Genomic DNA, 17,513 nt, shown 5'->3' on the forward strand with positions numbered 1-17,513 from the left:
AGACTTCACTCATGGACGCACAGCGCAGGGCGACGATCAGGGCAGCCGCCGACCGGCAGCCCGTGAACGCCTTCCGCCTGCACCACTTCGCCGGTCTGGGCTGTTGAGCCGCTAGGCCGTTCAGGCAGGCCGTTCAGCCAGGCCAGCCAGGCGCGATCGCCGTCGCCGTCCTCCCGTGAATCTTCCGGGAGACCCGGTCGACACGCTCATCCGTCACGCCTTCGCACCGTCACGCCTTCGCACCGTCATCTGGCACCCCTTCACCTCTTCACCTCTTCCACCCTTCGCTGACGCGTCCCCCCGTGCCGACGCGCGCCCCGCCGCGTCGCGCCCACCTCCCTAGGAGCACCATGACCCCCCGTGCCGTCCGCCGTGCCCGCCCGCTCGCGCTGGTCGCGCTGCTGTCGCTGGTCGCCGCCTGCGGCACCAGCGCGAGCGCCGACAGCGCCACCGGCGGCGGGTCCGGGCAGCTGACCCTGCACATCGGCGACCAGGGCAAGTACCTGCAGACCCTGCTCGACACCTCCGGCCAGTCCCAGGGGCTCGGCTACCGGGTCGTCTTCGACCAGTTCAACAGTGGCCCGCTGGTCAACCAGGCGTTCGCCGCCGGTGCGATCGACCTCGGCGTGATGGGCGACACCCCCGCCATCTACGCCGCCGCCGCGGGCGTGCCGGTCGACGTCGTCGGGGTCAGCCACACGGTCGGCCCCGGCTACACCCTGGTGGCGCGGGCCGGCAGCGGCATCCACACCCTGGCCGACCTCAAGGGCCACAAGGTCGCCTACTCCAAGGGCACCGCCAACCAGGGCTTCCTGATCCAGGCACTGAACACGGTCGGCCTCAAGCAGCAGGACGTCACGGCCGTGGACGTGCCGCTGCAGAACGTCGGCGGGGTGCTGGAATCCGGCACGGTCGACGCCGCCACGGCCGCGCCGCAGGACCTGATCACCTACGACCGGGCGCACTCCGACGCGGTCTCGCTGATCAACGGTCAGCAGGTGTCCTCCGGCTACACCTTCTGGCTGGCCTCGCAGAAGGCGCTCGGCGACCCGGCCCGCCGCAAGGCACTGGTCGACCTGCTGGGCCGGATCGTCAAGGCGAACAGCTGGACCCGGAGCAACCCGGACCCCTGGATCGACGCCTACTACGTCAAGGTCAACAAGCAGACCCCGCAGGTCGGCAAGCTCGTCTGGCAGGCGTCGGGAGAGACGAAGTTCGTCCCGCTCGACGGCCAGGTGGTGGCCGCCCAGCAGCGCCAGGCCGACCTCTTCCTGGCCAACGGCCAGCTGCCCAAGAAGGTGGACGTCTCCGGCGAGTTCCCCGCCGACGTCCAGCGCGACTTCAACCCGGCCGTCGCGGCCGGCCAGAACTGACGGACCGTCACATCCCGGCCGTCACATCCCTGTAGAGGAGCCCCCCATGAGTGACCTTTCGGTGCGCCAGGTCGCCGGCCACATCGGTGCCGACGTCGACGGCGTCGACCTCTCGCAGCCGCTGCCGCCCGAGTCGGTGCGGCAGATCAAGCAGGCGCTGCACCGCCACAAGGTGCTGTTCTTCCGCGGCCAGCGGCTCGACCACGCCGACCAGATCGCCTTCGCCCGCCAGTTCGGCGAGTTGACCTACGCGCACCCGCACGACGACGCGCCGCCGGTCGACCACCCGCAGATCTTCACCATCGACCCGCGCCGCTTCGAGGAGCGCTACGGGGCCGGGTTCCGCGATGAGTACCGCCGCCGCCAGTACAGCTACTTCGACGGCTGGCACACCGACGTCACCGCCGCGGTCAACCCGCCGGCCGCCTCGATCCTGCGCGCCGAAGTGGCGCCCGAGGTCGGCGGCGACACCCAGTGGACCAACCTGGTGGCCGCCTACCAGGGCCTGTCCGCGCCGCTGCGCGCCTTCGTCGACACCCTGCGGGCCGAGCACCGCTACGGCGGGGCACGGGAGTTCGCCGCGGGCAGCGAGTACGCCAAGCGGATCGACAGCAACCTGCTGGTCGCCGTGCACCCGGTGGTGCGGGTGCACCCGGAGACGGGGGAGCGGGCGCTGTTCGTCAACCCCGGCTTCACCAGCCACCTGGTGGGCGTCTCGGCCGCCGAGAGCCGGCGCCTGCTCGACCTGCTCTACGCCGAACTCACCCGCCCTGAGTACACCGTGCGGTTCCGCTGGGAGCCCGGGCACGTGGCCTTCTGGGACAACCGGGCCACCGCCCACCTGGCGCCGCGCGACCTGGAGCACCTGGACGTGGCCCGCACCCTGCACCGGGTGACCCTGATCGGCGAGGTGCCGGTGGGCCCGGACGGGCGGGAGTCCGAGCTGGTGCACGGGCGGCCGTTCACCGCCGACCGCGTGGCCGGCGCCGTCGGCGCGGCCTGAGCCGGACCCGCCCGCAGAGAGGAGGACGAACCATGGCGACCACCGCCGCACTCGCGCAGCCGCCCGCCCCACTGGTCGACGCCGCCGGACTGAGCCGGCCCCGCCGTGCCCGGCTGCCGGTGCCGCGGCCCCTGCGCCGCCTCGCCGGACCGCTGCTCCTGGTGGCCCTGTGGCAGCTGCTGGGCAGCCTCGGCGAGATCGACCCGCGGGTGCTCGCCACCCCGGGCCAGGTGCTCGCCGCCGCCTGGGACCTGGCCCGCACCGGGGAGCTCGCGAGCAACCTGCTCGCCTCGCTGGTGCGGGTCGCGCAGGGCCTGGCGATCGGGGTGACCCTCGGGGTGGTGCTGGCGGTGGCCGCCGGCCTGTTCCGGCTGGGCGAGGACCTAGTCGACTCCACCATGCAGGTGCTGCGCTCGCTGCCGGTCCTCGGGCTGCTGCCGCTGGTCATCATCTGGTTCGGCGTCGGCGAGGAACCCAAGGTCGCGCTGGTGGTGTTCGCCACCGTCTTCCCGGTGTACCTGAACACCTACGCCGGGATCCGCGGGGTCGACGGCCGACTGGTCGAGTCGGCCAAGGTGTTGGGGCTCGGCCGGCTGGCCCTGATCCGCCACGTGGTGCTGCCCGGCGCCGTCCCCGGGTTCCTGGTCGGCCTGCGCTTCGCGCTCACCAGCTCCTGGCTGGTGATCATCATCGCGGAACAGCTCAACGCCACCAGCGGCATCGGCTACCTGATGAACCAGGCCCAGGCCTGGTACCGCACCGACATCATCGTGCTCGGCCTACTGATCTACGGGCTGCTGGGCCTGGGCGCCGACGCCGTGGTCCGCCTGCTGGAGCGCCGACTGCTCCGCTGGCGGCGCGGATTCGACGGAAACTGAGAGGAGTTGGACCATGACGACGGCTACCACGACCGGACCGGTCGACACCGCTGACGCCCAGCCGGTGCAGGACATCGTGGGTACGGATCCCACGCCGGAGACCGCGGTGCTCGCCCGCGGCGTGCGCCGCTCCTTCGAGGGCCGCGAGGTGCTGGCAGGCCTCGATCTGCGGCTGGGGCGCGGCGAGTTCGTGGCGATGCTCGGCCGCAGCGGCTCCGGCAAGAGCACCCTGCTGCGCGCCATCGCCGGCCTCGACTCGGACTTCCAGGGGCAGTTGCTGGTGCCGCGGCGGCGCTCGGTGGTCTTCCAGGACCCGCGCCTGCAACCCTGGAAGCGCGTGCTGGACAACGTGGTGCTGGGCCTGCCCGGCCCGCGCGCCGAGAACCGGGCCCGCGGCCTGGCGGCCCTGACCGAGGTTGGCCTGGAGCAGCACGCCAAGGCCTGGCCGGTCACCCTCTCGGGCGGCGAGGCGCAGCGCGCGGCGCTCGCCCGCGCCCTGGTCCGGGAGCCCGAACTCCTGCTGCTGGACGAGCCGTTCGGCGCACTCGACGCGCTCACCCGGGTCCGGATGCACGGCCTGCTGCGCGAGCTGTGCCGGCGGCACCGGCCGGCCGTGCTGCTGGTCACCCACGACGTGGACGAGGCGGTGCTGCTCGCCGACCGGATCGTGGTCCTGACCGAGGGCCGGCTGGGCACGGCCCACGAGGCCCGGGTGCCGAAGGAACGACCGCGCAGCCACCCGGAGTTCGCCCGGCTGCGGAGCGCCCTGCTGGCCGAGCTCGGAGTGCGCGAGGAACCGGCGGAGCCGGGCGAGCCCGGCTGACCGGGCCCCGGTCCACCCCCTCCCGCCCCCTCCCACCCCCTCCCACCCCCGAACAACCCTGTGAACGAACGGAACACGCACCATGACCACCGCCGAGCGCCAACTCCACCTCAACCTGTTCATCCTCGACACCGGCCACCACGAGGCGTCCTGGCGGCTGCCGCAGTCCGACCCGCTGGCCCACATCGACCTCGACTACCACCGCAACCTCGCCCGGATCGCCGAGGAGGCCACCTTCGACTCCGTCTTCCTGGCCGACGCCCCGGCGCTGTGGGGCGACGTGGGCCAGCGGCCGAGCGGCCGGCTGGAGCCGACCCTGCTGCTGGCGGCGCTGGCCGGCGCGACCAGCCGGATCGGCCTGATCGCCACCGCCTCCACCAGCTACAACGACCCGTACAACCTGGCCCGCCGGTTCAACTCGCTGGACCACGTCTCGGGCGGGCGCGCCGGTTGGAACATCGTCACCACCGCCGGTGACGTCGCCGCCCGCAACTTCGGCCTGGACACCCAGCCCGCGCACGCCGAACGGTACGAGCGCGCCGCCGAGTTCCTGGAGGTGTCGACCCTGCTCTGGGACAGCTGGCAGGACGACGCCGTGGTGGCCGACAAGGAGAGCGGCGTGCACGCGCTGAACGAGCGGGTGCACCCGATCGGCCACGCCGGCCGCTTCTTCCGGGTCGAGGGCGCGCTGAACGTGCCGCGCTCGCCGCAGGGCCACCCGCTGCTGGTGCAGGCGGGCTCCAGCGAGGACGGCAAGGACTTCGCCGCCCGCTGGGCGGAGGCGGTCTTCACCGCACAGCCCACGCTGGCCGAGGGGCAGGCCTTCTACGCCGACGTGAAGCGGCGCGCGGCCGGCTTCGGCCGCGATCCGGAGCTGGTCAAGGTCCTGCCCGGGATCGTCCCGGTGATCGGCGAGACCGAGGCCGAGGCACGGGAGTTGGAGGCCGAGCTGGACCGGCTGATCCGTCCCGAGTTCGCCCAGCGACAGCTCGCCGGCCTGCTCGGCCTGGAGCCGGAGCGGCTGCCGCTGGACGAGCAGCTGCCGGCCGACCTGCCGGACGAGGACGTGATCGAGGGCGCCAAGAGCCGCTACACGCTGATCGTCGAGCTGGCCCGGCGCGAGCGGTTGACGGTCCGTCAGCTGATCGCCCGGCTCGGCGGCGGGCGCGGCCACCGCACCTTCGCCGGGACCGCCGAACAGGTGGCCGACACGATCGAGGAGTGGTTCCACCACGGCGCGGCCGACGGGTTCAACATCATGCCGGCCGTCCTGCCCTCCGGCCTGGAGGTGTTCGCCCAGCAGGTGGTCCCGATCCTGCGCGAGCGCGGCCTGTTCCGCACCGAGTACACCGGCAGCACGCTGCGCGAGCACTACGGCCTGCCGCGCCCGGCCGGTCGCCCCGCCGTCGCGGCCGCTGCCTGAACCAGCCCGCCCCTACCCGTTACCAGTTCAAGGAGACCATCATGACCACCGCCCTCACCGAGCTGCGGCTCACCCCGGTCGCCGGCCGGATCGGCGCGATCGTCGACGAGGTGCGCCTCGGCGGCGACCTGCCGGCCGGCACCGTGACCGCGATCGAGGACGCCCTGCACCGGCACAAGGTGCTCTTCTTCCGCGGCCAGCAGCACCTGGACGACGCCGGGCACGAGGCCTTCGCCCGCCTGCTCGGCCACCCGGTGGGCCACCCGACCGTGCCCAGCGCCGACGGCCGCTACGTCTTCGAGCTCGACGCCACCAAGGGCGTGCGGGCCAACAACTGGCACACCGACGTGACCTTTGTGCCCTCCTACCCGAAGGCGTCGATCCTGCGCGCGCTGGAGCTGCCGCCGGCCGGCGGCTCCACGGTGTGGGCCAACACGGCCGCCGCCTACCAGGACCTGCCGGCGCCGCTGAAGGTGCTGGCCGACAGCCTGCGGGCGGTGCACACCAACGACTACGACTACGCGGCGAGCCTGGCGCTGACCCCGGAGCTGGCGGAGAACCAGGAGGTCGCCGAGCTGTTCCGGCAGGTGTTCGTGTCGACCGCGTTCAAGACCGAGCACCCGGTGGTGCGGGTCCACCCGGTGACCGGCGAACGGAGCCTGCTGCTCGGCGCGTTCGCGCAGCGGATCGTCGGTCTGTCGGGCGCCGACAGCAGGACGCTGATCGGCCTGTTCCAGCGCTACGTCGAGCGCCTGGAGAACACCGTGCGCTGGGACTGGCAGGTCGGCGACGTGGCGATCTGGGACAACCGGGCCACCCAGCACTACGCGGTCAACGACTACGGCGACCAGCCGCGCCTGGTGCGCCGGATCACCCTGGACGGCGACCTGCCGGTCGGCGTGGACGGCGCGGCGAGCCGCCTGCTGGAGCCGGCTGAGCCGCCCGCGGTGGCGGGCCTGGTCCCGGCGGAGCAGCTCGAAGCGGGCCTGCGCGGGAACTGAGCGCGAGTCGGGCCTGCGGGAACTGAGCGCGAGTCGAGCCTGGGCGGGAACTGAGTGCGAATCAGGACGGGCCACGGCTGCTGACGCCGAGCAGCCGTGGCCCGGCCCGCACCCGGAGGCCCCCTTGCCCGCCCCCGCCACCGGTGATCAGCTGGATGATGTTGTGCTCCGAGCTGGTGCTATGTCACATTGTCACTGGCTCAAGCTCTTGATCCAGGGTCAGCTACGGAGGTGGACTTCGATGGTTCCGCACACCGCACCGCTCGGTACCGAGGCCGGGTGGCCGGACCGCCCGGCGGTGCCCGCGCCGCCCGGCGCGCTCGCCGCCGTCGAGCGGCGGGTGCTGTGGCTGTCCACCGCGATCATCGACCACGCCAACCGGGTGCGGCCGAACCCCACGGGCCTCAAGGTCGGCGGGCACCAGGCCTCCTGCGCCTCGATGGCCTCGATCATGACGGCCCTGTGGTTCCACACCCTCTCCGCCGAGGACCGGGTCTCGGTCAAGCCCCACGCCTCGCCGGTACTGCACGCCATCAACCACCTGCTGGGCGAGCTGGACGCCGCCAAGCTGACCACCCTGCGCGCCTTCGGCGGCCTGCAGAGCTACCCGAGCCGGTCCAAGGACCCCGACCCGGTCGACTACTCGACCGGATCGGTCGGCATCGGTGCCACCGCCCCCGTCTGGGGTGCGATCGCCCGGCGCTACGTGGACGGCCGGTTCGGCGGGGCCGGCACCGGCCGCCAGTACTCGCTGATCGGCGACGCGGAACTCGACGAGGGCGCGGTCTGGGAGGCCGTGCAGGATCCGATGGTGCCGGGCCTCGGCGAGCTCGTCTGGATCGTCGACCTGAACCGGCAGTCCCTGGACCGGGTGGTGCCGGGCATCGCCGCCGACCGCCTGCAGGGCATGTTCGCGGCCGCCGGCTGGCAGGTGCTCACCCTCAAGTACGGGCGCCTGCTGGAGGAACTGTTCACCCGGCCCGGCGGATCCGCCCTGCGCACCCGCATCGACGCCATGGGCAACCCCGAGTACCAGCGCCTGCTGCGCTGCACCGCCGAGCAGCTGCGCGAGCGCCTGCCCGGCACGGGCTCCACGGCCGGCCCGATCGCCGACCTGATCGCGGGGCTCGACGACGCCACGCTGCTCGCCGCCGTGCGCAACCTCGGCGGCCACGACCTCGGCGTGCTGCTGGACGCCTACGACGCGATCGACGACACCCGCCCGACCGTCATCTTCGCCTACACCGTCAAGGGCCACGGCCTGCCCACCGAGGGCCACCCGCAGAACCACTCCTCGCTTCTGACCGAGCGTCAGATGCGGGACCTGGCCGCCGAGCTGGGCGCCGACCTCGACCACCCGTGGGCCGGCTTCGGCGAGGGCACCGCCGAGCGCGCCCTCACCGCGGCGGCCGCCGAACGCCTGCGCCGGCCCCGGCACGAGCCGCAGCGCCCGCCGGCCGTCCCCGCCGACCTCGCCCGCCCCGCCCCCGGCGGCACCGGCACCACCCAGCAGGCCCTGGGCCGGACCCTGCTCGACCTCACCCGGCAGGCACCCGAAGCGGCCGGCCGGATCGTCACCGTCAGCCCCGACGTCAGCTCCAGCACCAACCTCGGCGGCTGGCTCAACAAGGTCGGCGTGTGGTCGCCCGCGGAACAGACCGACTGGTTCGCCGACGACGCCGAGACCATCCTGCACTGGCGCGAGCGGCCCACCGGCCAGCACCTCGAACTCGGCATCGCCGAAACCAACTTGGTCGGCCTGCTCGGCGAGCTCGGCACCACCTGGAGTCGCTGGGGCCAGCCGCTGCTGCCGATCGGCGTGGTCTACGACCCGTTCGTCAACCGGGCGTTGGAGCCGTGGTCGTTCGGCATCTACGCCGGCGGCCAGTCCGTCCTGGTCGGCACCCCCTCGGGCGTCACCCTGGCACCGGAGGGCGGGGCGCACCAGTCGATCACCACGCCCTCGCTCGGCATCGAGCAGCCCGGCTGCCTCAGCTACGAGCCCGCCTTCGCCCTGGACACCGAGTGGTGCCTGCTCGCCGCCCTCGGCAACCTCGGCAAGCCGGACGGCAGTTCGGCCTACCTGCGGCTGTCGACCCGCCCCGTCGACCAGACCCTCGCGGCCGTCCCGACCGACCCGGCCGCCCGCGAACGCCGCCGCCGACAGGTGGTCGCCGGCGCCTACGTGCTCCGGCGCGCCGACCGGCCCGTGGTCACGCTCGCGGCGATGGGCGCCATGGTCACCGAGGCCCTGGCCGCCGCCGACCGGCTCGCCGCCCTCGGCCACGGCGCCGACGTCGTCTGCGTCACCAGCCCCGACCTGCTCTTCCGCGCCCTCCAGGCCCGCCGCGGCCTCGCCACCGACCCCGAGTGGATCCTCGCCCAGGCCTTCCCCGCCGACCGCGCCGCCCCACTGGTCACCGTCCTGGACGGCCACCCGCACACCCTCGCCTTCCTGGCCACCGTCAACAACGTCCCCACCACCGCCCTCGGCGTCACCCGCTTCGGCCAGTCCGGCGGCCTGGACGAGGTCTACCGCCACCACGGCATCGACACGGACGCCATCGTCGCCGCGGCGCTGGACCTGGTCTGACGTGGTGCCCTGGCCAGCTGGCTCAGGGCACCACCGGCAGCGCCTGCAGCCCGCGCTGGCGGTTCGGCCGAGGAGTCCTCGAAACCACTGACCCAACCCAGGCACTTCCGCCCAGGCCCCGGCGCACCTCGCGCCGAGGCCTGAGCCCTGCCCGCTGGGCCACCCTGCTACCCACCCTCACCGGCCGTGGCGTCCTGCGCGTCCACCTCTACGGCGCCCGCGAGCGGCGCCCCGAGGCATGCAGCCCGTGCGCGCCCACCTTCGGCGTCTTCGCCGAAAAGCCGGCCGGCGAGGGCTTGGCGTTCCTGCAGTCCCGGATCGGCAGCGTCGGCCCTGTGCTGACCGCAGTGCGTGACGACCGGGTGGTGGGCGCCGTCGGACCCGTGGAGACCATGCCCGACCCGATCGGCAGGGCCCGCCTGCTGCCGCAGTACTTCGGCGTCGTGCCCGAGTGCCGAGGCCTGGACCTCGGACGCCTGCTGTGGCGCGCGGCCATGCACTGGGGCTACGCCAACGGCGCCGACCACCAACTCCTGCAGACCACCGCCGGCGGCGTCTCCGACCGGCTCTGCCAGGCCGAAGGACTGACCGGCCTCGGCTTCGCCTGCACCACCACGGTCTGACCCTGCCGGACACTCCCGGCTCGACCTGCCACCTCGGCAAGCAGCGTCGCCTGACCGCCGCTCCACCAAGATCATCTCGTGGCGGCTTCTGGGCTCACGGTGGTTAGACCCCCTGAGCCCCGCGAGTTCGCGAAAACTGAAGCGCTTTCAGCAGGTTGTCTGCGACGTTCACGATGGACAGGGACACGGCCTGTGGCGGAGTTCGTGCCCGGCTCGTGCGCGCCGGCGTGATGAACCACCGAGCCGGGCTGGGCTCAGTCCCACCAGCCGCTACCGGCCTGCCAGCGCTGGACCCATTCGACGAAGCCGATGGCTTCGGGGCCTGGGTAGGGGTAGGCGCCGACCTCCGAGACAAGCCAGATCTTCCCGCGCTGCGGCCCGGTGGTCACCAGGAGCCAGTAGGAGAGCTCGTCGTCTGTGCCCAGGACGATGGACCCGTGGTTGTAGACGTCGACTGTGCGCTGGTCGAAGTCGGTTGCGGTGACCTCCTCGTCCTCCCAGGGCCAGGCCTGTTCGAGCGGGAAGGCGGTTGCGGGGTCGCGGTCCCCTTGGTCGGGCCAGCCTGGAGGGAGCCAGCCGAGCGGAAGGAGACCGCCGTCCTCGGGCGGGCCGTAGGAGGAGCCGTTGGTGATGTGCGTGATGAAGCTCCGATAGGGCTCCGGCAACCGGACGCCGTGCTCGTCCTCCCAGACCGCAACGTCTTCCTCTCCCAGGGGCGGTTCGCGCCATTCGACTGGGAAAGCAGCCTGGAGGACATCCAGGTCCCTAGCAGGGGGTTCGTCATCGAAGGCGTCCATGGCACCACTGATATCAGGTGCCTCTGTCGAGGGCTTCACTCGGTCTGTCGATCTGCGTTTGTGGTTGTGGCTGTGCCTGCCCGAGTTCAGGTTGGTGGTGGTCTCATGGCCGGCGATGAGCAGGAGCGCCGCGAGCGAGACGAGCTCGTGCCCGGTAAGCCGCTCCTCGCCCGGGGGCTGCTCGCCGTGGCGGACCCGGACCAGCTCGGTGAGCAGACCGTCGTCGGGCGAGCGGTGCTTGACGGCGACGAGCTCGCCCAGGTAGCCGGCCAGCTCGTGTGACGCGGCGTCGATCACGGCGGGCCGCCCGGCCGCCCGGTGTCCTTCGACAGCCGGGGGTCGGTGAACGCCTCCCGCGCCTCGGCGTCCCCCGTCACCAGGAAGCCGCCCCGCTCACCGGGGAGCCGCTGCAGGGGCGCCGCGTCGCGCAGCGCGGCGTAGGCGGGGTAGGGATCGCGCAGGAACTCGGGGCCCTGGTGCTGACGGTTCATCGGCATCGGCACGCACCCAGTGTCCCCGCGCGGTGTCCCCACTCGCTGGGGACGGTGTCCCAACACGCAGCTCAGGCGGGTGGAGCGGGGGACGGCGTCGCCGGTGCGGCGGTGGGCATTGGCCGGGCGGGCCGGGCAGCGCAGGATCGGTGCCAACGGGGGCACGGAGCGATCACCCACGGCGGAGTGGGATCGCGCTGACCGTGCATCAGGAACGCCCTGCCCCCTCGGGGTGGGGCGTCGACAGACGAGGGAAACATGAAGCTGCACTACAAGTTCCGGCAGGTACTGTTCACCGCGGCGGCGTTGGTGATCGGCGGCGTCCTGGTGGCCGGCCCGGCCACCGCGGCGGACCTGCCCACGGGGGACAGCACCGCGACCACGCCGCAGACGCTGCCGATCGCGGCCTCGGCGGCGGACGGCTCGGCGGCGAAGTTCTCGACCTTCGCCGAGCTCTCGCCGGGCGGCAACAACGTCAACCTGTGGGCCGGGAACCAGTCCTGGATGCGGATCGGCGGCCCGGCCACCGGGATCTTCGCCCAGGACGGCATCCTGTTCGACGCCGCTCCGCACACCGGCGAGGTCTCGTACTACTCCGGGAGCCTGCACACGTGGGTTCCGGTCGGCGGCCCGGTCGCGCAGCTCGCCGTGGACGGGCAGGGACACCTCTTCGCGCTCACCCCCAACCGGGACGCGGTGCTGGAGTGGCAGAGCGGCACCAAGTGGGTCAAGATCGGCGGCCCGGCCACCTCGATCACCGGCGGCTCGGCGGGCCTGCTGGTCAGCACACCGGGCACCGGCGGCGTGGTGCGCTACGCCGGCAGCGGGTGGACCTGGATCGGAGGGCCCGGCGCCGAGTTCACCGAGGACAGCACCGGCCACGTCTACGGCCTCAACCCCGCCCGCACCGCCGTGACGGAGTGGACCGGCGGCACCGGCTGGAAGACGATCGGCGGCCCCGCCACCTCCATCACCGGCGGCACGGCGGGCCTGGTGGCCACCGCCCCCGGCAGCGGCGACCTGGTGCGCTACACCGGCAGCGGGTGGACCAAGATCGGCGGACCCGCCGCGCAGATCGCCGAGACCGGCGACGGCTGGGTGGTCGCGCTCACCCCGAACAAGAGCGCCGTGGTCGGCTGGAAGCCGGGCATGACCTCCTGGGCGAAGCTCGGCGGTCCGGCCGAGCAGATCGCCGCCTCCTGACCGACCGGCGCCGCGGGCCCCCACGGGGGTGGGGTCCGCGGCGCCGGTGACCCGGGCGGGCGGCCGGGCTCAGTCGGCCGGCGTGAGCAGGTCCTGGTAGTGCCGGGCCTTGGCGTGATCCGCCAGTTCGAGAGCGGCCTGACGGGCGATCACCAGCGCCGAACGGATCCGCGGTGACCCGGGAGGCAGTTCGCGGACGGCGAGGAACGCCTCGACGTGGTGCAGCGCCTCCCGGTGGCGGCCCGCGCCCTCGTGCTCCAGGGCCAGCGCGAAGTGGAGGTCGGCGCGGTCCTTGAGCTGTCCCTCGCCCTCCATCAGCTCCAGCGCCCGGTCGGCCGTGGCGATGGCCTGGTCATCCAGTCCGGCGCCGAACAACACGAGCGACCGGCCGCTCAGCGCCTGTGCCAGGCGCTGGCGGTCGCCGAGCTCGGTGAGCACGGCGACCGCCTCGTCGTTCAGGCCGAGCGCCTCGTCGGTGCGTCCGAGCATGGTAAGCGTCACCGAGGCGTTCGACCTGGCCACCGCCTCGCCCGACCGGTACCCGAGCGCGCGGCAGGCTTCGGCGTCGGCCAGCTGCGCGGCCAGGGCCTCCTCGTTCCGGCCCTGGTGCCGCAGGGTCAGCGCCAGGTCGTTGGTGACCATGCTCTCCTTGTACGGGTTGCCGATCCGGCGGAAGATCTCCAGCGCCCTGTGCTGGTACTGCTCTGCCGTGGACGGGTCGTCGACATCCAGGAGGGTGAGGGCCAGGGTGTTCAGCGTCTCGGCGGTACCGGGCTCGTCGCCCAGCGACTCGCAGGTTTCGAGGTCGGAGCGGAAGTACCGGATCGCGGTCTCGAACTCGCCCAGCGCACGGTGGACGGTGCCCAGGTTGAACAGCACCTTGCTGGTCTCGCGCGGGTTCGCCAGGTCCTGCCACAGGTGCAGGCTCTGTTCGAGCAGCGGGCGGGCCCGTTCCAGCGCCCCGGTGTCCATGTGCAGGCCGCCGAGCAGGTTCAGCGTGTCGGCGGTCAGCATCGGGTCGCCCAGGGACTCGGTCAGCTCGCGGACCTCCTCCGCGATCTCCATCGCCGTGCCGAACTCGCGACGGGCCCGGGCCAGGTTCGCGCGCTGGAGCATGAGCCCGGCGCCGATCTGGCGGTCGCCGACGAGCTCGGCGGCCTCCAGACCGGCCCGGCACGCCTCCTCCCAGGCGGGCCAGTTTCCGGTCGCCTCGCACACCGTGGTCAAGGCGCCCGCCAGCACGGCCGCCCGCTCCGGCGCGCCGGCGCCGATCAGCTGACGGGCCGTCGGCAGTGCGCTCGACAGGTTCTCCTCGGTCCAGCGGGCGGCGTCCTGCGCGCTGTCGACCCGCGCGACGTTCCCGTCCTGGAGGAACGACGGCATCGGAAGACCGGTGACCGCGAACTGCGCCCGCAGCGCCGACCGCAGCAGCCAGTCGTTCATCCGAGCGGCGTTGTCCGCGACCGACTCGGCCGCCTCCTCGGTGAGTTGTTCCCTGGCGAAGACCCGCAGCAGGTCGTGGAAGCGGTAGCACCCGGGGCCGGGTGCGGGCTCGATCAGGCTCATCTCGGCGAGCTTGCGCAGCTCCCTGGCGGCCTCGCGCTCGCTCGAACCGGTGAGCGCCGCGCAGATCCCCGGCCCGAAATGGTCGCCCGGTACCTGGGACAGCCGCCGGAACACCTTGATCGCGGCCTTGTTGAGCCTGCGGTACGACAGCGAGAAGGCGGCCCGCACGGTCAGGTCACCGGCCTCCAGGGCCCCGAGGCGGTCGCGTTCCTGGCGCAGTTCGCGGGCCAGGTCGGCCATCCGCAGGTACCGGTTGGTGCTCAGGCGGTTGGCGCTGATCCGCAGGGCCAGCGGGAGCCGGCCGCAGAAATCGACCACCTGTTCCGCGTCGGCGAGCCCGCGGTCCACCCGCTCGGCACCGCAGACCCCGCGCAGGAACTCCAGCGCGACCTCCGGCGAGAAGGTGTCGAGGTCCAGCCGCTGGGCGCCCTCCAGTCCGGCGAGACGGCTGCGGCTGGTGATCAGCACGGTGCTGCCGCCGCCCGCCGGGATCAGCGGGCGGACCTGCTCCTCGCCCTTCGCGTTGTCGAGGACCACCAGTACGCGGCGGCCGGCGAGCGCCAGCCGGTAGGCGTCGAGCAGCAGGTGCGGGTCGCCCGGCAGCTCCGCCTGCGGGGTGCCGAGGGCCACCAGGAACCGGGCCATGACCTCTTCCGGCTCTGCGGGCCGCTCGCCCATGCCCCGCAGGTCGGCGTAGAGCCGGCCGTGCGGGAAGTCGCCGTCCGGGTGGTGGGCGACGTGGGTGGCGAGGGCGGTCTTGCCGACGCCCGGGGTGCCGGAGACCACCACGATCCGGTCGGGCGCGTAGTGTTCACCGGCTCCGTCGGACGGCAGGAGGATCCGCGCGACCTCCTCCGCCCGCCCGGTGAAGTCGGCCAGCCGGGGCGGCAGCAGCCGCGGAACCGCCGGTGCCGAGGCCTGCGCGGGATAGAAGTTGAACACCGGGTTGGTCAGGATCGCCTTGTGCGCGTCGCCGTTCACCGCGACCGCCGCCGCCCCTGTGGCCCGGGCCGAAGTGTCCCGCCTCACGCCGTGATCTCGGTGTCGATCGGGCCGTCCGCGTCACCGCCCACCGCGACGGCGCCGGGGCCGGCCGCGGTGACGCCGCCCTGCGGCGCGGGCGCCACGGCGTGCGCGGCCGACGCGGCGCCCGCCGCCACCTTGGTCCGCAAGCCGCCGCGCGCGGAGCCGCCGACCGCGATCGAGCCGGGCCCGGCGGCCGTGACCGTGCTGCCTCCGGCGTCGGAGGACGACCAGGTCAGGTACACCTGGAGCCCCGCACCGAGCAGCACCAGCACGGCCAGCCCCGTCCACCACCCCCAACCCGAGCTGTCGGTCGCCAGATTCGTGGCCAGCCCCGTGACGGCCGCGATCACCACGGCCGCAGCCGCAGCGATCGAGCGTCGAACCACCGCTGTCATGTCCTCCCCAGTTCTGGACCTGACGTGGAGTCAGCCCCAGAACAGTGCTACCAGACCGCACTGACACCGGTGCCGAAAAAACGACTGACGGCACGGCGCGGCCTCGGAGATGCTCCGTCCGATGGATGACGAAGCGAACGAGGTACGAGTGGCCGGGGCTCCAGCGGTGCGGGTCGAATACGACGCTTTGGCAGACATGGCGTACATCTACCTCCTCGGCAGGATCGGGCCTGGAGAGGCTGTCCGGCAGGTACCCGCACAGGACAACACGGCGATACTCGACTACGACGCGGACGGACGACTGCTAGGCATCGAGCTGTTCAGTGCCGGACGCCGACTGCACCCCGATCTGCTGCGTGTCGCCGAGCGGATCGACCGTGAACCGAGTCCGCCGAGCGCGTGAGTCCTTGACGGAGCACCAGATCGGTTGACCCCTTCCCCGGTGGGCCCATAGCTTGATCCACAAGGGCGTGCGGTGGGAGCGCGCCTTCGCCTACACAGGGGGAACACCATGCCGGAGCTGACCGGAGGGGCCGTCAAGGTCCTCACTGTCGCCGTCCTCGCCGTCCTCGCCGCTGCGCCGATCCTGGGCGCAGCCCACGCCTACGCCGCAGCGCCGGTCGCGAAGAGCCAGAGCCACCTCTCGGTCACCAACGTCCTGCCCGGGAACCAGGCCATCGCCGCCCCGACGAGCACCGGCCCCTACGCGAACGCCGCCGCAGTCACCCCGGACGAATACTCGCACCACGCCTATTAGAAGCCGTCTCCTGGAAGAGCGTTGGCCGCGCGGTGGGGCTCGATCGTCCCTGCGTGGCGTCCCGCGCTTTCCAAGGACGCACTGGACCACAGCACCATCTGGTCATGCACGGCGGGGCAGCGAATCGTCTCGTTCTCGCGTGATCGCCAACGAAAGAGCAACCGATGCTACCGATTGTCCTGTTCGACCTGGACGGCCTTCTGATCGACTCCGAGCCGATCTGGGACGCGGCAAAGCGTGAAGTGTTCGGTCCGCTCGGCCTGCACCTCACAACGGAGATGCAGGCGGCGACGCGCGGGCTGCGGCAACGGGACATGGTGGCCTACTGGTTCGATCGGGCCACCATTCAAGCCGACCCCGACGACGTGGAGCGGCAGATCGTGGCCGCCGTGTGCCGCAGGCTGGCGGGAGTGGCGCTGAAGCCCGGCGCCGAACACGCCGTCGCGGCGTGCGCGCGTGCATCGAGGGCGATGGCCGTCGTGTCCTCTTCGCCGGAGTCGGTGATCCGGCATGCGCTCGCGAGCACCGGCCTTGACCGATCCTTCGACGCCGTGTTTTCCGCCGAAGACGACGAACACGGCAAGCCCCACCCGGGCGCCTATCTCCGCGCAGCCGCCGCCCTCGGCGCGTCACCCGACGAATGCATCGTGATCGAGGACTCGTTCAACGGCGTCCTTGCCGGCGCGTCGGCCCAGATGACGGTCGTCGCCGTCCCCGAGGCCGCTGATCGCTGCGATCCGCGCTTCGCGATTGCCACTCTGGCGCTGGAGTCCCTCAAGGATCTCGATACCTCTGCATTCGGCGCGCACGTGTCCAGGGGGAGCCGGAACGCCACGTGAGCATCGCGTGCCGCGGCCAAGGTGCGCGGCACGCTCCACCCATCGACCCGCTCGCCTGCCTGCGGGCGCACGGCGTCACCGTCTGATCCTTCGTGCGGACAGCACGAAGCCCCCGGTTCCGGCGGGGCGGTTTCCAGGGGGCTTTGCGCTGCCGTCGGCCCTGCCGGTTCAGTCAGCTCCGCACGCCGCAGAGGCAGAACGGATGGCCCGCCGGGTCTCCGGAGAGGTGTTGTTAGGGGTTCTACGGCAGAGCCGAGAGAGCCCCGCCCGGGTCGGTCCCGGACGGGGCGAGGGGGTTCTACTTCGCGGGGTGGACGTTCGCGCGGTGGTGCGGAACCGCCCAGCAGTCACGCGACCAGAACCGGGTAACCCCGTCGGTCCACGGTCGGCAGTCGTTCGGCCTGCGGGGGGCGTAGCGGACCGCGTAGCGGGCTCCAGCGAGGATCTGCCACCCGTCCCGCTCACACTGCCGCAGCCCCCGCGTGTTGCCCCGGTGGGTGCCGTCAGGGAGCGTCTTGAAGAACTGGCGGGCCATCAGACCAGCACCGCGTCAAGGTAGTGCGCACCCGGGTAGGTGTAACCGGGGTCGGGCTCGCCGTTGGCGACGGCCCGAAGTGCCGCGCACCGCTCCTGCTGCCTCTGCCGCTCCTGCTCGGCGGCGTATTCGGCTTCCATGGTGTCCAACTCGGCGAGCCACGCGCCGTGGTCGACGTGGGGGCGAC

The 17,513-nt window shown here is 72.6% G+C and carries 17 protein-coding genes; 12 read left to right on the forward strand and 5 right to left on the reverse strand.

Features of this window, described 5'->3' with window-relative positions; genetic code table 11:
- Positions 1 to 350: 350 nt before the first annotated feature.
- From FHX73_RS30445 to FHX73_RS47540, 8 genes are all read left to right on the forward strand, one after another.
- On the forward strand, positions 351 to 1,373 hold the full coding sequence (locus FHX73_RS30445; protein WP_145909098.1) for an ABC transporter substrate-binding protein: 1,023 nt from the start codon (positions 351 to 353) through the stop codon (positions 1,371 to 1,373).
- 46 nt (positions 1,374 to 1,419) lie between these two features.
- Complete coding sequence (locus FHX73_RS30450; protein ID WP_145909099.1) at positions 1,420 to 2,376, forward strand: TauD/TfdA dioxygenase family protein; 957 nt, start codon at positions 1,420 to 1,422, stop codon at positions 2,374 to 2,376.
- 32 nt (positions 2,377 to 2,408) lie between these two features.
- Complete coding sequence (locus tag FHX73_RS30455) at positions 2,409 to 3,254, forward strand: ABC transporter permease (protein WP_145909100.1); 846 nt, start codon at positions 2,409 to 2,411, stop codon at positions 3,252 to 3,254.
- 13 nt (positions 3,255 to 3,267) lie between these two features.
- Positions 3,268 to 4,077, forward strand: coding sequence for an ABC transporter ATP-binding protein (locus tag FHX73_RS30460; RefSeq protein WP_145909101.1), 810 nt, complete (start codon positions 3,268 to 3,270; stop codon positions 4,075 to 4,077).
- A gap of 82 nt (positions 4,078 to 4,159) precedes the next feature.
- Positions 4,160 to 5,500 (forward strand): LLM class flavin-dependent oxidoreductase, encoded by a 1,341-nt coding sequence (locus FHX73_RS30465; protein ID WP_145909102.1) that lies wholly within the window; start codon positions 4,160 to 4,162, stop codon positions 5,498 to 5,500.
- Positions 5,501 to 5,541: 41 nt separating this feature from the next.
- Positions 5,542 to 6,501, forward strand: coding sequence for a TauD/TfdA dioxygenase family protein (locus tag FHX73_RS30470; protein ID WP_145909103.1), 960 nt, complete (start codon positions 5,542 to 5,544; stop codon positions 6,499 to 6,501).
- Between the two features lie 241 nt (positions 6,502 to 6,742).
- The gene (locus FHX73_RS30475) at positions 6,743 to 9,094 is read left to right on the forward strand and encodes a transketolase-like TK C-terminal-containing protein (RefSeq protein ID WP_145909104.1); all 2,352 of its coding nucleotides are present in this window, start codon (positions 6,743 to 6,745) and stop codon (positions 9,092 to 9,094) included.
- 335 nt (positions 9,095 to 9,429) lie between these two features.
- The gene (locus tag FHX73_RS47540; protein ID WP_145909105.1) at positions 9,430 to 9,717 is read left to right on the forward strand and encodes a GNAT family protein; all 288 of its coding nucleotides are present in this window, start codon (positions 9,430 to 9,432) and stop codon (positions 9,715 to 9,717) included.
- Between the two features lie 254 nt (positions 9,718 to 9,971).
- Here the strand turns inward: FHX73_RS47540 and FHX73_RS47545 are convergent, their stop codons facing one another.
- Both FHX73_RS47545 and FHX73_RS47550 read right to left on the reverse strand, forming a co-directional pair.
- The gene (locus tag FHX73_RS47545; protein ID WP_145909106.1) at positions 9,972 to 10,811 is read right to left on the reverse strand and encodes an SMI1/KNR4 family protein; all 840 of its coding nucleotides are present in this window, start codon (positions 10,809 to 10,811) and stop codon (positions 9,972 to 9,974) included.
- Entirely contained in the window at positions 10,808 to 11,017 is a 210-nt protein-coding gene (locus FHX73_RS47550; RefSeq protein WP_211786374.1) for a hypothetical protein, read from the reverse strand. The genes FHX73_RS47545 and FHX73_RS47550 overlap by 4 nt, the downstream gene beginning before the upstream one ends.
- Before the next feature lie 246 nt (positions 11,018 to 11,263).
- Between FHX73_RS47550 and FHX73_RS30495 the strand changes: the two genes are divergently transcribed.
- Positions 11,264 to 12,208 (forward strand): hypothetical protein, encoded by a 945-nt coding sequence (locus tag FHX73_RS30495; protein WP_145909107.1) that lies wholly within the window; start codon positions 11,264 to 11,266, stop codon positions 12,206 to 12,208.
- 69 nt (positions 12,209 to 12,277) lie between these two features.
- Here the strand turns inward: FHX73_RS30495 and FHX73_RS30500 are convergent, their stop codons facing one another.
- The gene (locus FHX73_RS30500; RefSeq protein WP_145909108.1) at positions 12,278 to 14,803 is read right to left on the reverse strand and encodes an ATP-binding protein; all 2,526 of its coding nucleotides are present in this window, start codon (positions 14,801 to 14,803) and stop codon (positions 12,278 to 12,280) included.
- Positions 14,800 to 15,195 carry a hypothetical protein gene (locus FHX73_RS30505; protein WP_145909109.1) on the reverse strand — a complete coding sequence of 132 codons (396 nt, stop codon included), beginning with the start codon at positions 15,193 to 15,195 and terminating at the stop codon, positions 14,800 to 14,802. Before FHX73_RS30505 ends, FHX73_RS30500 begins: the two co-directional genes overlap by 4 nt.
- 121 nt (positions 15,196 to 15,316) lie before the next feature.
- Here FHX73_RS30505 and FHX73_RS30510 point away from each other — a divergent pair, with 121 nt between their 5' ends.
- The 3 genes from FHX73_RS30510 to FHX73_RS30520 all read left to right on the forward strand — a co-directional run bounded on the left by FHX73_RS30510 (position 15,317) and on the right by FHX73_RS30520 (position 16,791).
- On the forward strand, positions 15,317 to 15,598 hold the full coding sequence (locus FHX73_RS30510) for a DUF2283 domain-containing protein (protein ID WP_246213961.1): 282 nt from the start codon (positions 15,317 to 15,319) through the stop codon (positions 15,596 to 15,598).
- Positions 15,599 to 15,706: 108 nt separating this feature from the next.
- The gene (locus tag FHX73_RS30515; protein ID WP_145909110.1) at positions 15,707 to 15,952 is read left to right on the forward strand and encodes a hypothetical protein; all 246 of its coding nucleotides are present in this window, start codon (positions 15,707 to 15,709) and stop codon (positions 15,950 to 15,952) included.
- A gap of 164 nt (positions 15,953 to 16,116) precedes the next feature.
- The gene (locus FHX73_RS30520) at positions 16,117 to 16,791 is read left to right on the forward strand and encodes an HAD family hydrolase (protein WP_145909111.1); all 675 of its coding nucleotides are present in this window, start codon (positions 16,117 to 16,119) and stop codon (positions 16,789 to 16,791) included.
- 534 nt (positions 16,792 to 17,325) lie between these two features.
- Here the strand turns inward: FHX73_RS30520 and FHX73_RS45055 are convergent.
- Positions 17,326 to 17,466, reverse strand: coding sequence for a hypothetical protein (locus FHX73_RS45055; protein WP_170305146.1), 141 nt, complete (start codon positions 17,464 to 17,466; stop codon positions 17,326 to 17,328).
- Between the last annotated feature and the right edge of the window lie 47 nt (positions 17,467 to 17,513).

Origin of the sequence: Kitasatospora viridis (assembly GCF_007829815.1) — a bacterium.
Taxonomy (GTDB): Bacteria; Actinomycetota; Actinomycetes; order Streptomycetales; family Streptomycetaceae; genus Kitasatospora; species Kitasatospora viridis.

What these genes read in the sequence shown, in the direction of transcription:
- FHX73_RS30445 (WP_145909098.1), top strand. Translation starts at nt 351, where the DNA reads ATGACCCCCCGTGCCGTCCGCCGTGCCCGCCCGCTCGCGCTGGTCGCG.
- FHX73_RS30450 (WP_145909099.1), top strand. Translation starts at nt 1,420, where the DNA reads ATGAGTGACCTTTCGGTGCGCCAGGTCGCCGGCCACATCGGTGCCGAC.
- FHX73_RS30455 (WP_145909100.1), top strand. Translation starts at nt 2,409, where the DNA reads ATGGCGACCACCGCCGCACTCGCGCAGCCGCCCGCCCCACTGGTCGAC.
- FHX73_RS30460 (WP_145909101.1), top strand. Translation starts at nt 3,268, where the DNA reads ATGACGACGGCTACCACGACCGGACCGGTCGACACCGCTGACGCCCAG.
- FHX73_RS30465 (WP_145909102.1), top strand. Translation starts at nt 4,160, where the DNA reads ATGACCACCGCCGAGCGCCAACTCCACCTCAACCTGTTCATCCTCGAC.
- FHX73_RS30470 (WP_145909103.1), top strand. Translation starts at nt 5,542, where the DNA reads ATGACCACCGCCCTCACCGAGCTGCGGCTCACCCCGGTCGCCGGCCGG.
- FHX73_RS30475 (WP_145909104.1), top strand. Translation starts at nt 6,743, where the DNA reads ATGGTTCCGCACACCGCACCGCTCGGTACCGAGGCCGGGTGGCCGGAC.
- FHX73_RS30495 (WP_145909107.1), top strand. Translation starts at nt 11,264, where the DNA reads ATGAAGCTGCACTACAAGTTCCGGCAGGTACTGTTCACCGCGGCGGCG.
- FHX73_RS30505 (WP_145909109.1), bottom strand. Translation starts at nt 15,195, where the DNA reads ATGACAGCGGTGGTTCGACGCTCGATCGCTGCGGCTGCGGCCGTGGTG.
- FHX73_RS30510 (WP_246213961.1), top strand. Translation starts at nt 15,317, where the DNA reads ATGGATGACGAAGCGAACGAGGTACGAGTGGCCGGGGCTCCAGCGGTG.
- FHX73_RS30515 (WP_145909110.1), top strand. Translation starts at nt 15,707, where the DNA reads ATGCCGGAGCTGACCGGAGGGGCCGTCAAGGTCCTCACTGTCGCCGTC.
- FHX73_RS30520 (WP_145909111.1), top strand. Translation starts at nt 16,117, where the DNA reads ATGCTACCGATTGTCCTGTTCGACCTGGACGGCCTTCTGATCGACTCC.
- FHX73_RS45055 (WP_170305146.1), bottom strand. Translation starts at nt 17,466, where the DNA reads ATGGAAGCCGAATACGCCGCCGAGCAGGAGCGGCAGAGGCAGCAGGAG.